The organism is Spiroplasma endosymbiont of Poecilobothrus nobilitatus (assembly GCF_964030655.1).
GTDB lineage: Bacteria > Bacillota_I > Bacilli_A > Mycoplasmatales > Mycoplasmataceae > Spiroplasma.
In genome coordinates this window covers 205,520-222,570 of the sequence record NZ_OZ034915.1, presented here as the reverse complement: position 1 = coordinate 222,570, position 17,051 = coordinate 205,520, and the positions used below count along the sequence as shown (strand labels likewise).

The window sequence follows — 17,051 nt, the reverse complement described above, 5'->3', positions numbered from 1 at the left end:
TTCTTTTGGTTAAAAAGCACCAATTGAAGGATCATTGCCCTGTGGCGTTGAATTTTTGGTTAGCATTTGAACATAAAAATCTAATTGATTAGGATTATTTGCATAATATTTTTTAAAAATTGCTAAATTTTTGGTTGGTTTATTTGTTAAACTTTTTAATAATACTCGTGAATTATCCTTTAAACTAATTAAACCTTTATTATTATCTTCTGCTAATAAAGACATTCCATAAGACGATAGATAAATGACAACATCCGTTTTAAAATCAGGAATAAAATCAGTTTCATAAATAGTTGGATAAATATTTAAAGTATCACCACCAGTTGCTCCAATTGTAAATGTTCGTTCACCAATTTGTATATTATCATGCAAATTTTTATGATGTACTTTTAGATAATCAGGACTAACAACAGCATAATAATTGCTAATTGTTGATTCATTTAATGATGGTGTCCTGGCCACTCATTAACTTTATCAAAAAGCTTTAATTGTTCTTCTTTTAATAAATCATGTCAACCAATTACTTTATATTTTAAATTATTAGCAATATCTCAAGTTGTAACTTCTTGCCGAATTGCAATATCAAAATTGCTAACAACTCCCAACATTGTGTAATAAGTTTGTACAAAATTAAGAAAAGAACTTCGTTCACTATAATTACCAAAAAAAGTAACTTTATTAAATAAGTCACCAATAACCATTCGAGCTTCATTAATCCCTGTTTGATTTAATTTATCAATATATTGCCACGGTGATTGTGCTAAATACTGAATTCGTGTTTCCTTGTTTCCGCTTGTATCAATTACATAAAAACGAGTAGAAACTCCAAAACTACCACGAAGCCCTTTTTCAAATAAAGTATTTTCTAAAATATTAGTTACCACTGTTTTATTATCTTGTTTTCCCAACGTTAAAGTAATATCAGGAATATCAAATTTATTAAAATCATTATCAACTGTTTTTAAATTATAATCTCATCGTTCAATTGCTTGCTGTTCGGAATTTGCTTTTCCATTAATAAAATTAGCAATGCTTACTTTAATTTTTTCATTTGTTGCATTACTTTGCTTTTTTAAAAAACTAGTATTAATATAGTCAGTAATAATTCCTAAAAAGTTTTTATATATTTGCGTTGTATAAAATATTTTAAAATATTGGTCAGCTAAAGCATTATAACCCATTGCTCGTAATTTTGCTATTAATGAGTTTTGATAATTTGGCGCAGTTGTTCGTAATGTTAAATTTAATGTTAAATTAGTAATTTTACCATTAGTTAATTTAAAATTAATATCAGATGGTTTTAATGCAGTAAAAACATCTGTTGCTGCTGCACCCAATTGTAATTTTTGGATATGTTAATTTATTATCATTGTTTTTTACTAAAACATATTCTGTATCAAAAGCAAAACTTGGAGTAATTGTTTGCATATTTGAATTTTCAAAATCCATCGCTGAATAATGAAATGAATAATTATATTAAAAACTACCATAACCCATTTTTCGATTTGCTGATTGTAAACTAGTGACCGTTGTAAATAGACAAGAAATAATAATTGAACAAATAAAAATCAAAAGAAGCAATGAAATGAATTGCTCTTTTGCTTTAATTATTCCTAAAATTCCTTGCTTCATTAACAATATTTTTTTCATGTTTAGCCCTTATATTCCATTTTTAATCATTTTCAATTGCATCATAATAACGTTTTCATTGCCCGCTACTGTCTTTTGCAAATCATTGAATATTATAAATTACTCAATATTGATGACTATCATCACCAGGATTAATATTCATTCAAGTTACTTTATATTTATAATGCACTTTTTGGTAATTATTTCCTAGACCATCATATTTCATAAATCAATCTAAATCATGATTACCTAATGCATTTAAATAAGCTGCATTTAAATCTTGATAAGTCTTAATGTTTGCTTTTGAAACATATCATTTTTGATGTAAATCTAAATTAGCAGCAACATCAGCATCACCCGTTCCTTGGTATTCAATGTCATACGATAATTTATTTTCTTCTAATTTACCATTGCTAATATTTCAATTTGCTCCTAATAATAAAGTATTTGAATAGTCATATAAAGCATTATTAATTGCTAATAAATCTTTTCGTGTTTCTGAATTTGGATCAAAATATAATTTGTTTAATAATGCCCTTACTGGTTGCGTACTATCATTAAACCATGTAAATTCTAAATCCATAAATGAATCTTTTGCTGGTGTCGATGGGTCATCGCTGCCTGTTAATAATTGTGAAATTTTTGTTTGATTTTGTTCTTGGTCACTTGCTTCTGATCATGGTAACTTGTTAACTTCCGTTAACGCATTAGCACTTTGTAAAATTCCTTTTGATAAGGCAACAACAAAACGATTAATATCATTAACGCTTAAGGTTCCTAAGCCACCTTCTAATTTTGATAACATCATTTTTGACATTGATTGTAATAATACTTTAAATCCAGGAGTAACTTTATTAGCAGCAAGTGTTAAAAAACTACTAATTGAATTATTTGCTTCTTCTTGGTGTTCTAAATCTGCTTTAGTATATAAATCATCAAGATATTCACCAAAATCAGTAAATAATTCAGCTAAAGATTTTGTTGAATCATCTTTTTTAAACAATAAATCAGCTAATTTTAAGTTTGGTGTTTTACCATTTCACATTGCATCGCGATTTTTATATTGATCTTCTGGATTAGCTAAGTCTAGTTCCGGTTTCATTGGTTTTACTGCTAATAAATCACTAAAAACTTGTGATTGTTTAGCGAAAAAATCATCAATTTTTTGCTGAATTGCTTGTCTTTCACTACTATCTTTACCTAAAAGTTGCAACGCTTTTGTTACCCCAAATTTTGCAAAAATATAATTTGCATTTTCTTTTGTTGGGTCATTAGGTAATTTAGGAGAAGCAAAAATCTGATAATAAATAGCTCCTAAAATACTTCCCATAAATGTTACATCACTATCTTTTGATAAAGCTAAAAATTTGTTCAATTGATTAATATATGCTTTTGATTGCGAACGGTCTGTAAACATATCCGCCATTGAAATTAACTGTAAAATTATTGCTAATTTATCTTGTTCTTCTGATTTTTGGGCTGTTTTAAATGGTCCTCCTGTCGCAAATTTTTGATTATTAATAAGGAAGTTTTGATTTGTACTCGTATCAAATTTAATATCTTTTGTTGCCATCGGATTATAATCCATATTTAAATTATAAAAATAAGTTGCGCGCGGCATCTCAAACATTGCTTTATTACATGCATCGATAATGTTTTGATTAATTCTTTTATCATCACATTTAGTTGGTAAAATTTCCTTTGCAGTTGAATAACTTGACATTGGTCCTCCATCAAATAAATAATTTAACATATTACTATTTTCTGCTAAATTAGGAATTGTTGGTAAAGGGTCTTCATCAGAATAATCAGGAATTTTTTTCTTAGTTTGTTTTTCTGTATTATATAATTCATTATCTAATAAATTCATATAATCATAATTTGATGATAAAGTTGTTAATGGCATCCCATCATTTTTATTTAAATATTTACCACGATAGTAATCAATATCAACAATATTACCATCTTTATCTTTATATGAACCAGGTAGTCGCATTAACATTTGTAAAATTGAAGGTGTATATGTATTTAAATTTTCATGTCGATTCGCAATTGTTAGTTTTGTAAGTAATGTTGTTTGTAAAATTTTTGATTTTAATGGTTCATTAGGTAAATTTTCAACTAATGAATCTTTATATTTATCTTCTACTGATTTTGTCTTAGTTTTACAACTAGCAGCAAGAGCTGGCGTTGCTACTAAAGTTGCTGCTGATAAAATATTAAGTAACTTTCGCATTATTATTATCTCTTTTCTTTTTATAATTAATAAATAACTAAATCATTGAATTAGTAAAATAAATTAATTCTTATTTTATTCTTGAAGAATCCCTCTTCAACCATTAATTTCATTTCTTAAGAATTTATTTGGTAAATTTTCTAAACCATTTTTTTCACTGATATTAAAAAAACGAATATTATTTAACAATAATAAAAGTGTAACAAGTTGAATTGAATTATCATCATTAATTTGTCATAAATTTTTCATTGTTTTCTTGGCAGTTTTTATTAAGAAAAATAAATCTAATAAACATAAAACTTTAATTATTTTTAAAATAATTTTAAAAAACAATGAACGATCTAAAATTTTTAAGTCTGCTGAGCCATTTTCAAAATTACTAATTAAAATTAAGAAAGTTAAAATTTGGAAAGCAAAATCATGTAAAAATGTTGTTTTTAAATCAAATAAATAAAAAAATGTAATAATAAAAATAATTGAAATATTTTTTATTAATCATAATGCTAAAATATGATTATTATTAATATAATAAAAACAATTTCACAATTGTTTTGTTATTAAAAATGAAAACAACAATGAGAACAAAACTAACATAACTAATTTTAAAGTATAGTTTAAAAATTGTTTATTTATTAAGACAATAATTGCAATAAAAAATTGTAAAACTAAAACAATGCTAAGATAAATACTAGTATCTCTTTTGCTTGCATAAATTTGTAAAAGAATAATTTGTAAAATTAAAAGCACAATAAACTCACTAATAGCAAAAGTTGCACTAAAGAAATATCTTGTCGCTAAAGATTTTATTTCATTTTTTCTAGCGCGAATAGTAAAAAAATATTTTACAATCTTTAAAACAAGATAGAATAAAAGAAAATTAGTAAGAAAAATTATTGCAATACGTTCCAATAACGGATTAAAGAAAAATGAAATTGAATTTAGGATATTAAAACTTGATCATTCGTGTAATAAATTCATTTTTCTCTCCTCATTGCTTACTAACTATATTAAAGCAAAAAAATAGAAAAAACAAGATACTAACTCTTGTTTTTTAAAAAAATAAGTTGCTTTTATTTAAACAAAAAGACTCTTATTATAAAAATTTAAAATATCTTGATAAATCTCTTTTTTAATTGGCTCATTCAAAATCTCATGACGAGCATTTGGATATAATTTGACTTTAACTTTTTTTCCTGCCTTTTTATATAAATCAACAGTCTTCATAACCATCTTTCCATATTTTCCAACCGGATCATCAGCGCCTGCAATAAATAGTAATGGCAAGTTATCTGGTGTATTTTTAATATTTTTCTTATTTGTAATAAACAACAATCCTGTAAACATATCTTTAAAAGCACTTGTTGAAAAAACTTGCCCTGTTAATGGGTCATTTACAAAAGCTTCTTGAACTGTTTTATCTGTTGATAATCATTCAGTTCCTAAATTACCCTCTTTTTTATAACGAGCATTTAATGGTGCATAAGAAAATTTATAAATAAAATTATCCTTTGATTTTGATCCTTTCATTTTTTGTTTAATTTTAGCCATTTTAACTGAAAATTTTAACAATTGTTTTGAGTAATGTGCTGTCCCACAAATAACTAATGCTGCAATATTTGTGCCATATTTTATTGCATAATGACGTATCATAAAAGAACCCATTGAATGACCAAACATTACAATTGGTTGGTTTGTATAACTTTTTTTAATATAAGTTGTTACTTCATATAAGTCATCAATAATTTTTTCTCACCCTTCTTCTTCAGCGAAAAAACCAAGATCTTCGGAAGACGGAGCTGTTTTCCCATGCCCACGATGGTCTTCGGCAATGACAACATAATCATTTGCTACTAAAAATTTGGCAAAATCATCATAACGAAAAGCATGCTCTGCACTACCATGAACTAGCTGAACAATCCCCTTAATGTTTTTATCATTATCAGGTTTCCATTCATACATATGTAATTCAATGCCATCCCGTAAGGTATGTTTCCATTCTCTAAATTTCATTTTCATCATCCCTTCAATTTAACATAAAAGTAGTTTTTTACTCTTACAATATTATCCTTCCTAATTAATGTATAAATAAATTATACAATAAATTTCCATAAACATTTGAATAACTCAATCCTCACTCTAAAAATGTGGCAGTATTCATTATTCTTAGGTTTTTAATAAAATTAAGTAATTAGAAACAAATTAGGTTTCGCTTATGACTAAATGATAACAAAATTTATAAAAAATTCAACTTCTTTTAAAAATATAATTTTTAGTTAAAAAATAATCTATAAAATTATGAATTGACTGGATGGGTTAAGATAAATTGGACAACAATAATGTAGAGTAAATATTTATAATTAAACTACAATGGAGGTGTAATTATGGCAAAGAATCATTATACTGATGAATTTAAGCAACAAATTGTTGGTCCTTACAAAATGGGTCAAACTCCTGAACAATTAGTCAATGATTATCAAATTGGTAAATCTACTGTTTGGAAATGAGCTCACCAATTTAGCAACTCGGGCTCATTTAAAGCTAAAGACAATAGAACGCCAGAAGAAAACGAATTAATTCAATTACGTAAAAAAGTTAAACAATTAGAAATGGAAAATGACATTTTAAAGCAAGCAACACTGATAATCGACAAAAAATAGCAATCATTAAAAATAACAAAGCAAAATATCCAATTATTAATTTATGTAAAACATTGAAATTTGCTAGATCAACATATTACTATCTGGATAGGCTATAATTATTAGGACCATAATTATATAGACTTCAAAATTAGATAAAATTATTAAGAAAGAAGGAATATAAAAATGGGAAATAAAACTTCATACTCTGAAGAATTTAAAAAACAAATTGTCATGCTATATAAAAATGGTAAAAGTGTTATTAATCTAGGGCAAGAATATAATTTACCAAAACCAACTATTTATAGTTGAGTTAAAAATTATAATAATTCTGGTTCATTTAAAGTAAAAGACAATCGCACACTAGAAGAAAATGAAATAATAACTTTACGAAAAGAACTTAAAGACTTGAAAATGGAAAATGACATTTTAAAGCAGGCCGCACTGATAATGGCCAAAAAATAACAATAATTAATAACAAAACAAAATATTCAGTAAGAAAAATATGTAATATTTTGGGTTTATTAAAATCAACGTATTATTATCAAACTAATAAATGTATTAACAAGCAAGTTAATAATTATGAACAAGAAATTATCAGTGCCTTTAATAAAAGCCGCAAAATTTATGGGGCTCGCAAAATTAAAGTTATTTTAAACAGAAAAGATATCATCTTATCGCGGCGAAAAATCAGATTCTTTATAATCAAAAATAATTTGGTTTCTAAATACACCAAATTAAAATATCATAATCATAAAACAACAGTCAATAATGACCAAATTAATAATATTTTAAATCGTCAATTTAACAACAAAAAACCTAATGAAGTTATTGTTAGTGATTTAACATATGTTCAAGTTGGCGCTAAATGACATTATATTTGTTTATTAATTGACTTGTTTAATCGTGAAATAATTGGTTATAGTGCTTGTCCGAATAAAACGGCCGAACTGGTCCAACAAGCTTTTCATAAAATAACACGACCATTAAATCAAATAACTCTATTTCATACTGATCGTGGTAATGAGTTTAAAAATAAAATCATTGATGAAATTTTAATAACTTTTAATATTAAAAGATCATTAAGCAATAAAGGCTGCCCTTATGATAATGCTGTGGCTGAAACAACTTACAAAATTTTTAAAACTGAATTTATTAAAGGTAAAAAATTTAAAAATTTAACACAATTAAAATACGAACTTTTTTATTTTGTGCATTGATATAACAATATTCGAATTCATGGCAGTTTAAATTATTTATCTCCAGTTACTTTTAGAAAACAAATGTCTATATAAAAAGTGTCCTAAAAAGTGTTGCCATTCCAATGATATCTTTTCTGTTTAAAATAACTTTAATTTTGCGAGCCCCATAAATTTTGCGAGTTTTATTAAAGGCACTGATAATTTCTTGTTCATAATTATTAACTTGCTTGTTAATACATTTATTAGTTTGATAATAATACGTTGATTTTAATAAACCCAAAATCTTACATATTTTTCTTACTGAATATTTTTTTAATTTTGTAGAAAACTCTTGATGAAATAAAAAAAATCATCAATATGATAACTTTAAAAGAAAATTATATAAACTTTTAATATTGTTATTTAACTTTTTTATACGTTAAAATATAATACCGATGATTGTTGGTTTGGTGTTAAACCTTTATGCTGGTATTTTCATTTTCAGAGATTTAAATAATTTTGAATGTTTGTGAAACATAAGCCATGATAATGAATTAAGGATTCTTTAAGATTTGATTGTAATTTACTAATTTTATTTAACTTCCGATAACTAGCATCAGGATTTGTACTAGTTTTAGTTGCTAATAAAATATAATTTGTTTGTTTTGCTACTAATAAATATAATGGTTGCATGTCAGAAATAATAATTGAATTTTCTTTGATTAATTGTTTATTAATATTTTCAATAATTCACTATTTTTGTAATCGTTTTGTGTTGGTTGATTTAACATAAATATTATTATTGCTATCAACAGCCATTTGAATACAACATTTAGTGTTGGTTGAAAATGAATCAAGATGAATTTTTCTTTTATCAAATTTATCTTTAAAATTACCTTTGTGGATTTCTTTAATAAATGTTTCATCGATTTGAATTTGGCCATTCAACGTTTTAAATTTTAATTGGGTGTTTTCTAATTGTTTTGATTTCATTATTTTTTGGCGATTATATCAAGCGGTTTTCGGTGATGTTTTAATAAAGTGGGAAATCATTTTACTAGATTGCCCTAATAATGAAATTTGAATCAATAAATTTCACTGTTCATAATTTAATAATTTAAATGACTTCAATACGTAAAATGATCACGAAAAGCATCAAAACTAGCACGACGACATTTTTTGCATAAATATTTTTGTTTTCCTTCAGGATTATGACCATTTTTAACACAATAAAAAGATTGACAATTAGGACATTTAATACCTTTATCCCTAAATTTTTGATCAATTTCATTTAAGCGTTTTTGTTTTTTAATTAATTCTGCTTCTTTTTTGACTTTTTCATGAAATTATAAAAATTGATCATCTGTTAAACTATTTATTAATTCTTCAATTATTTTTTCCATTAATTATTCACCTCTTATATTAAAAATATACCTAATTTTAGGTATATTTTATAAATATCAAGAGTTTTCTACAAAATTAAAGATATTTTGTTTTGTTGTTATTAATTATTGTTATTTTTTGGCCATTATCAGTGCGGCTTGCTTTAAAATGTCATTTTCCATTTTCAAGTCTTTAAGTTCTTTTCGTAAAGTTATTATTTCATTTTCTTCTAGTGTGCGATTGTCTTTTGCTTTAAATGAACCAGAATTATTATAATTTTTAACTCAACTATAAATAGTTGGTTTTGGTAAATTATATTCTTGCCCTAGATTAATAACACTTTTACCATTTTTATATAGCATGACAATTTGTTTTTTAAATTCTTCAGAGTATGAAGTTTTATTTCCCATTTTTATATTCCTTCTTTCTTAATAATTTTATCTAATTTTGAAGTCTATATAATTATGGTCCTAATAATTGGAGCCTATCCACTTTTAGAAAACAAATGTCCATATAAAAAGTGTCCTAAAAAGTGTTGCCATTCCACCTTTCTTTTTATTTTTTTAAATAAACAGAAAATCCCTTTGTTGGTTAATATTTTGATATTTAGTAAGAATATTTATATTTTGATTTAATTAGCTTAATTCGCCACCACTCACCTCCAAAGTGAGGTGTATGGCGATACTAAAATTCTATATTTAAACAGAGTTTATCCCCCAACGGAAGTAAAACAAATTTACCCAGTTATTAATTACGCTTCATCCATCCCTAGACAACTTTATATAAAGAAAATAACCTTTTGGAGCTCCAACTATCTTGTTTTTTTAGTGTCCGATATTGTTTTTTTCGGTTTAACAGCACTCTTTTTATGAAAACAAGCCAAAAAACACGCGCTCTGACATTTCACAAGTGATTAATCTTGTCGAGAATTAAAGAAATAAATAGGATAGTAAATCCAATCGCTTTCGCACTTTCTTTAAGGCTTCGTGTCATAGATGAGTTATCCATCTTTAAGCATCAAAATATTAAGTTTTATATTGCATTATTCATCAGATAGTACCTTTATTAAAAATGATATTATTAGTTGTTAAACCGAAAAAAATATAATAAATCACAGAAAGGAAATTATAAATATTAACTAATTTTTAGGGAAAATAGGTTAATTTTTAATTTTAAAGATATTATCTGATGAATAATGCAAATAAAAAAATCGCTATGATAAGCGATTACTTTAATTTATATTTAATTACTTTATTTATATTTTTGTAAAACCTCAACTTTTTTATTACTACCAAAAATCTAAATATAATTTATCATTATAAATTACTGTTTTTAAAACCTATTAATGAATTAAAATAAAACTATGGTTTAGAACCATAGTTTTATTAAATACTGTTAACTTTCCATCATAACAATTTCTTGAATATTTAATTGATTAATTTTTTTCATTGAAATAAAGTACGAGATAACATATAAAATAATAATTCCTCCTAAGATAATTGGTAATGTAATTAGTCCTGTTCCAATTGGAACATAGAAATTAAAGAACATTAAAATCCGCTGGGTAATTGTCCATGCTAAACCTCAAGTGATAAAATATCCCAGTAATCAGCCAACAACAGCAAAGGGAATAAAAATTCCTAATGTTAAATTATTAATTTCTCAACGACTATAACCTTGCACTTTCATTGTTGCAATAATTTTAATAAACTTTTTAATAAAGAGATCAATTGCAAAATATATTGTAATAACAGAAACCATAATGATAATGACAATAAAAATTAAAGCAACTGATAAGGCAACGATAATAACCCGACTCATAATTTTGGCTTTAATACCAACATAATCAGCTGTCAAAACAGATGAATTATAAGAAGCCGCGAAATTATTTAATGATAAATCACCATTTGTTGATGATAACGAATAATGATTAATTTGATCAGATGGTTGTAATTCGGTTGTATATTTTCCATTGTATCATTGCATTATATTTAAATTATTATCAATGTTATTTATTGGAAATGAATTAATTTGATTAGCATTATTGATACTAATAAACAGGCGTGGTGTATCATAAGTTGCGATGCTTTTAGCAATTTTAACTTTAACTGGCTTTTGTGTTAAAGATGGTGCTGCTTTAATAAAATTATTATCAACAGCAGCTTGGTATCATGTTGTTGGAATTCCATCAATAAAATCGCCACTATATGCTCCGCCAAAACTAAAATCATATGGTTTAATAACTCAGTACTCTTTATTATCAATTCGTTCTTTTCGAATAATTTTATTTCCGTCAACTGTTAATTCTTTTAATAAAATCCGTTGAAGACCATTACTCAATGTAATTGTTTTTTTACTTCAAATTGCTTCAATCGTCGAATTCCTTGGAATCCATAATTCAACATTATTTAAATTATGATATTCACTCTTCCGATCATCAGTAACATAATATTTTGTTTGTGAACTTGTATTATAAGTAAAATAACTTTTATCTAATGAATACAAACTTTGATAATTATTTACATTTCATCCAACAGCGTTACCACTTAAATTATATTTTCAGTTTTGATATTTTAAATCTGTATTATTGTTAGTAAATTCTGTTCATTCATGCTGACCAGTATTATATTGCAATGTTGTTACTTCGGGAGTTAATTCAATTTCTTCCCCAACATTAAGATTTAAACGATGTAATGCAGTGACATTAGAAATTGCGTTAATTACTTTACTATCATTATTTGCTAAAATAGCACGCTCAGCGGATGATAATTTTAACATTTTTGTATTTGGATTAATTCCATAAACAGGAAATTGCTTATTATTATACGTTCCATCAAAACTAGTAAAAACATCATCAGTTGTTGGATTATAACTCATTGTTCCAATTCCCAATGCAAAATGATTTGCTCTATCCGGATTTTTATTTCAATCTTCTTTAACTGCAGCTGGGATAATTCCATTTGTCGCTTTACTAAAACATGTTCTTCATAATGCAGGATAATCTTCCTTGTCAGTAAATGGTGGGTATGGAATTGCCCCAATTCCTAATGCTTTTGGTAATACGGTATATAAAATTCCTGATACTAAAGCTCTAACACTATCGCCAGTCGAATAATTTTTTACTAAATTATTTAAATAATTAAAAATTCCTAATGATAAATTAGTCCCTGATAAAGTAACAAAATTATAAGATAACATATATTTTAAGATCCCAGCTACAGTCGGCTCTTGTTTCACCGCTTTTAATGGTTTAATTGTCGCCCCCCCATCAATACTATAGTAATTTGCTAGTGGTGTCATCCCGCCAATGGGATATAAATCTTGTTCAATTGGATCAGTTGTATTAGGAACATTATCAATCCCATTTCATGCATAAGTTTTATAATAAGAAAACGGATTATTACTTATGACATTACTGTATTTAACTTCACTACCATATTTAATGTTTTTATAATAATTTGTATTAAAATTTTTTGCATAGACTGGCGCTAATAATGAGACAGTCAAAGTAAATGTCACTAAGGCAAAAATTCCTAAATAAGTAAATGCTTGTTTTAGTGATGTTGATAAAACAACCATCCGGAAACGACCCACAAAAGTTTTAAAATGAAAACTACGTACAGTACGGGCTAAACTATTATTAACTTTTAACTCACGCATTGGATGAATTAAACTTAAAACTTCTGTTTTATTAATTGAAAAATAACAAGTAATAAAAGTAATTAATGATAAGAAAATAACAAAAAAACCAATTAGGAAAAGAAAAATCATTCAGTTTCAAGTAAAACTTCAATTGATTATAAAAAACATATTAAATAATTTTACGACGAATAATTGGGCGGTAATTCCAACTAACCAACCGGTTGGTACTGCAATTAAAATACTAACCATTAAAATGCTTCAATAGGAAAGTACAATTTCACGTAAATAATAGCCAGCAGCTTTTAACATTCCAATTTGTGGTGACTCACGTTTAATCATTTCTTTAATAATAATATATGAAACAGCAAATAATGTTATGGCAAAAATAATAATGAAGAATAAACCAATATAAATGTAAACATTAATTGTTTTTGCTAATAAATCATAGCGCCGCGTTAATGAACTTGTTACTTCTTTTGGTTCAAAAGCACCAATTGAAGAATCATTGCCCTGTGGCGTTGAATTTTTGGTTAGCATTTGAACATAAAAATCTAATTGATTAGGATTATTTGCATAATATTTTTTAAAAATTGCTAAATTTTTGGTTGGTTTATTTGTTAAACTTTTTAAGAATACTCGTGAATTATCCTTTAAACTAATTAAACCTTTATTATTATCTTCTGCTAATAAAGACATTCCATAAGACGATAGATAAATGACAACATCCGTTTTAAAATCAGGAATAAAATCAGTTTCATAAATAGTTGGATAAATATTTAAAGTATCACCACCAGTTGCTCCAATTGTAAATGTTCGTTCGCCAATTTGTATATTATCATGCAAATTTTTATGATGTACTTTTAGATAATTAGGACTAACAACAGCATAATAATTGCTAATTATTGATTCATTTAATGATGGTCCTGGCCACTCATTAACTTTATCAAAAAGCTTTAATTGTTCTTCTTTTAATAAATCATGTCAACCAATTACTTTATATTTTAAATTATTAGCAATATCTCAAGTTGTAACTTCTTGCCGAATTGCAATATCAAAATTGCTAACAACTCCCAACATTGTGTAATAAGTTTGTACAAAATTAAGAAAAGAACTTCGTTCACTATAATTACCAAAAAAAGTAACTTTATTAAATAAGTCACCAATAACCATTCTGGCTTCATTAATCCCTGTTTGATTTAATTTATCAATATATTGCCACGGTGATTGTGCTAAATACTGAATTCGTGTTTCCTTGTTTCCACTTGTATCAATTACATAAAAACGAGTAGCAACTCCAAAACTACCACGAAGCCCTTTTTCAAATAAAGTATTTTCTAAAATATTAGTTACCACTGTTTTATTATCTTGTTTTCCCAACGTTAAAGTAATATCAGGAATATCAAATTTATTAAAATCATTATCAACTGTTTTTAAATTATAATCTCATCGTTCAATTGCTTGCTGTTCGGAATTTGCTTTTCCATTAATAAAATTAGCAATGCTTACTTTAATTTTTTCATTTGTTGCATTACTTTGCTTTTTTAAAAAACTAGTATTAATATAGTCAGTAATAATTCCTAAAAAGTTTTTATATATTTGCGTTGTATAAAATAGTTTAAAATATTGGTCAGCTAAAGCATTATAACCCATTGCTCGTAATTTTGCTATTAATGAGTTTTGATAATTTGGCGCAGTTGTTCGTAATGTTAAATTTAATGTTAAATTAGTAATTTTACCATTAGTTAATTTAAAATTAATATCAGATGGTTTTAATACAGTAAAAACATCTGTCGCTGCTGCACCAATTGTAATTTTTGGATATGTTAATTTATTATCATTGTTTTCTACTAAAACATATTCTGTATCAAAAGCAAAACTTGGAGTAATTGTTTGCATATTTGAATTTTCAAAATCCATCGCCGAACAATGAAATGAATAATTATATTCAAAACTACCATAACCCATTTGTCGATTTGCTGATTGTAAACTAGTGACCGTTGTAAATAGACAAGAAGTAATAATTGAACAAATAAAAATCAAAAGAAGCAATGAAATGAATTGCTCTTTTGCTTTAATTATTCCTAAAATTCCTTGCTTCATTAACAATATTTTTTTCATGTTTAGCCCTTATATTCCATTTTTAATCATTTTCAATTGCATCATAATAACGTTTTCATTGCCCGCTACTGTCTTTTGCAAATCATTGAATATTATAAATTACTCAATATTGATGACTATCATCACCAGGATTAATATTCATTCAAGTTACTTTATATTTATAATGCACTTTTTGGTAATTATTTCCTAGACCATCATATTTCATAAATCAATCTAAATCATGATTACCTAATGCATTTAAATAAGCTGCATTTAAATCTTGATAAGTCTTAATGTTTGCTTTTGAAACATATCATTTTTGATGTAAATCTAAATTAGCAGCAACATCAGCATCACCTGTTCCTTGGTATTCAATGTCATACGATAATTTATTTTCTTCTAATTTACCATTGCTAATATTTCAATTTGCTCCTAATAATAAAGTATTTGAATAGTCATATAAAGCATTATTAATTGCTAATAAATCTTTTCGTGTTTCTGAATTTGGATCAAAATATAATTTGTTTAATAATGCCCTTACTGGTTGCGTACTATCATTAAACCATGTAAATTCTAAATCCATAAATGAATCTTTTGCTGGTGTCGATGGGTCATCACTGCCTGTTAATAATTGTGAAATTTTTGTTTGATTTTGTTCTTGGTCACTTGCTTCTGATCATGGTAACTTGTTAACTTCCGTTAACGCATTAGCACTTTGTAAAATTCCTTTTGATAAGGCAACAACAAAACGATTAATATCATTAACGCTTAAGGTTCCTAAGCCGCCTTCTAATTTTGATAACATCATTTTTGACATTGATTGTAATACTACTTTAAATCCAGTAGTAACTTTATTAGCAGCAAGTGTTAAAAAACTACTAATTGAATTATTTGCTTCTTCTTGGTGTTCTAAATCTGCTTTAGTATATAAATCATCAAGATATTCACCAAAATCAGTAAATAATTCAGCTAAAGATTTTGTTGAATCATCTTTTTTAAACAATAAATCAGCTAATTTTAAGTTTGGTGTTTTACCATTTCACATTGCATCGCGATTTTTATATTGATCTTCTGGATTAGCTAAGTCTAGTTCCGGTTTCATTGGTTTTACTGCTAATAAATCACTAAAAACTTGTGATTGTTTAGCGAAAAAATCATCAATTTTTTGCTGAATTGCTTGTCTTTCACTACTATCTTTACCTAAAAGTTGCAACGCTTTTGTTACCCCAAATTTTGCAAAAATATAATTTTCATTCTCTTTTGTTGGGTCATTAGGTAATTTAGGAGAAGCAAAAATCTGATAATAAATAGCTCCTAAAATACTTCCCATAAATGTTACATCACTATCTTTTGATAAAGATAAAAATTTGTTCAATTGATTAATATATGCTTTTGATTGCGAACGGTCTGTAAACATATCCGCCATTGAAATTAACTGTAAAATTATTGCTAATTTATTTTGTTCTTCTGATTTTTGGGCCGTTTTAAATGGTCCTCCTGTCGCAAATTTTTGATTATTAATAAGGAGGTTTTGATTTGTACTCGTATCAAATTTAATATCTTTTGTTGCCATCGGATTATAATCCATATTTAAATTATAAAAATAAGTTGCGCGCGGCATCTCAAACATTGCTTTATTACATGCATCAATAATGTTTTGATTAATTCTTTTATCATCACATTTAGTTGGTAAAATTTCCTTTGCAGTTGAATAACTTGACATTGGTCCTCCATCAAATCAATAATTTAACATATTACTATTTTCTGCTAAATTAGGAATTGTTGGTAAAGGATCTTCATCAGAATAATCAGGAATTTTTTTCTTAGTTTGTTTTTCTGTATTATATAATTCATTATCTAATAAATTCATATAATCATAATTTGATGATAAAGTTGTTAATGGCATCCCATCATTTTTATTTAAATATTTACCACGATAGTAATCAATATCAACAATATTACCATCTTTATCTTTATATGAACCAGGTAGTCGCATTAACATTTGTAAAATTGAAGGTGTATATGTATTTAAATTTTCATGTCGATTCGCAATTGTTAGTTTTGTAAGTAATGTTGTTTGTAAAATTTTTGATTTTAATGGTTCATTAGGTAAATTTTCAACTAATGAATCTTTATATTTATCTTCTACTGATTTTGTCTTAGTTTTACAACTGGCAGTAAGAGCTGGCGTTGCTACTAAAGTTGCTGCTGCTAAAATATTAAGTAACTTTCGCATTATTATTATCT

Annotated in this window: 14 protein-coding genes; 2 read left to right on the top strand and 12 right to left on the bottom strand. The window is 26.1% G+C overall.

Annotation, left to right across the window (positions count from 1 at the left end; translation table 4 throughout):
- Positions 1–9: 9 nt before the first annotated feature.
- The 5 genes from AAHM76_RS01285 to AAHM76_RS01265 all read right to left on the bottom strand — a co-directional run bounded on the left by AAHM76_RS01285 (position 10) and on the right by AAHM76_RS01265 (position 5,875).
- Entirely contained in the window at positions 10–462 is a 453-nt protein-coding gene (locus AAHM76_RS01285; protein WP_342256329.1) for a hypothetical protein, read from the bottom strand.
- Positions 441–1,337 carry a hypothetical protein gene (locus AAHM76_RS01280; protein ID WP_342256328.1) on the bottom strand — a complete coding sequence of 299 codons (897 nt, stop codon included), beginning with the start codon at positions 1,335–1,337 and terminating at the stop codon, positions 441–443. The genes AAHM76_RS01285 and AAHM76_RS01280 overlap by 22 nt, the downstream gene beginning before the upstream one ends.
- A 335-nt stretch (positions 1,338–1,672) precedes the next feature.
- Positions 1,673–3,865 carry a hypothetical protein gene (locus AAHM76_RS01275; RefSeq protein WP_342256327.1) on the bottom strand — a complete coding sequence of 731 codons (2,193 nt, stop codon included), beginning with the start codon at positions 3,863–3,865 and terminating at the stop codon, positions 1,673–1,675.
- Positions 3,866–3,940: 75 nt separating this feature from the next.
- Complete coding sequence (locus AAHM76_RS01270; RefSeq protein WP_342256326.1) at positions 3,941–4,612, bottom strand: hypothetical protein; 672 nt, start codon at positions 4,610–4,612, stop codon at positions 3,941–3,943.
- 327 nt (positions 4,613–4,939) lie between these two features.
- A complete protein-coding gene (locus AAHM76_RS01265; protein ID WP_342256325.1) occupies positions 4,940–5,875 on the bottom strand; it encodes an alpha/beta fold hydrolase in 936 nt (311 codons plus the stop codon).
- Between the two features lie 371 nt (positions 5,876–6,246).
- On the opposite strand from AAHM76_RS01265, the gene AAHM76_RS01260 reads away from it, so the two are divergent.
- Positions 6,247–6,522, top strand: a complete 276-nt coding sequence (locus tag AAHM76_RS01260) for a hypothetical protein (protein WP_342256324.1) — start codon at positions 6,247–6,249, stop codon at positions 6,520–6,522.
- 165 nt (positions 6,523–6,687) lie between these two features.
- A protein-coding gene (locus tag AAHM76_RS01255; RefSeq protein WP_425289435.1) for an IS3 family transposase occupies positions 6,688–7,796 on the top strand; the annotation gives its coding sequence in 2 pieces (ribosomal slippage) (positions 6,688–6,943 and positions 6,943–7,796; 1,110 coding nt in all).
- Here the strand turns inward: AAHM76_RS01255 and AAHM76_RS01250 are convergent.
- The 7 genes from AAHM76_RS01250 to AAHM76_RS01220 form a co-directional block, all read right to left on the bottom strand.
- Positions 7,789–7,983 carry a hypothetical protein gene (locus AAHM76_RS01250; RefSeq protein ID WP_342256322.1) on the bottom strand — a complete coding sequence of 65 codons (195 nt, stop codon included), beginning with the start codon at positions 7,981–7,983 and terminating at the stop codon, positions 7,789–7,791. The genes AAHM76_RS01255 and AAHM76_RS01250 overlap by 8 nt on opposite strands.
- A gap of 131 nt (positions 7,984–8,114) precedes the next feature.
- Complete coding sequence (locus AAHM76_RS01245) at positions 8,115–8,375, bottom strand: hypothetical protein (RefSeq protein WP_342256321.1); 261 nt, start codon at positions 8,373–8,375, stop codon at positions 8,115–8,117.
- Between the two features lie 60 nt (positions 8,376–8,435).
- Positions 8,436–8,813: a hypothetical protein gene (locus AAHM76_RS01240; protein WP_342256320.1), complete on the bottom strand. Its 378-nt coding sequence runs from the start codon at positions 8,811–8,813 to the stop codon at positions 8,436–8,438.
- Positions 8,792–8,941: an IS1/IS1595 family N-terminal zinc-binding domain-containing protein gene (locus AAHM76_RS08305; protein WP_425289445.1), complete on the bottom strand. Its 150-nt coding sequence runs from the start codon at positions 8,939–8,941 to the stop codon at positions 8,792–8,794. Before AAHM76_RS08305 ends, AAHM76_RS01240 begins: the two co-directional genes overlap by 22 nt.
- A gap of 255 nt (positions 8,942–9,196) precedes the next feature.
- A complete protein-coding gene (locus tag AAHM76_RS01230; RefSeq protein ID WP_342256319.1) occupies positions 9,197–9,475 on the bottom strand; it encodes a transposase in 279 nt (92 codons plus the stop codon).
- A 985-nt stretch (positions 9,476–10,460) separates the two neighbouring features.
- A complete protein-coding gene (locus AAHM76_RS01225) occupies positions 10,461–14,825 on the bottom strand; it encodes an ABC transporter permease (protein WP_342256318.1) in 4,365 nt (1,454 codons plus the stop codon).
- Positions 14,826–14,847: 22 nt separating this feature from the next.
- Positions 14,848–17,040: a hypothetical protein gene (locus AAHM76_RS01220; RefSeq protein WP_342256317.1), complete on the bottom strand. Its 2,193-nt coding sequence runs from the start codon at positions 17,038–17,040 to the stop codon at positions 14,848–14,850.
- Positions 17,041–17,051: the final 11 nt, after the last annotated feature.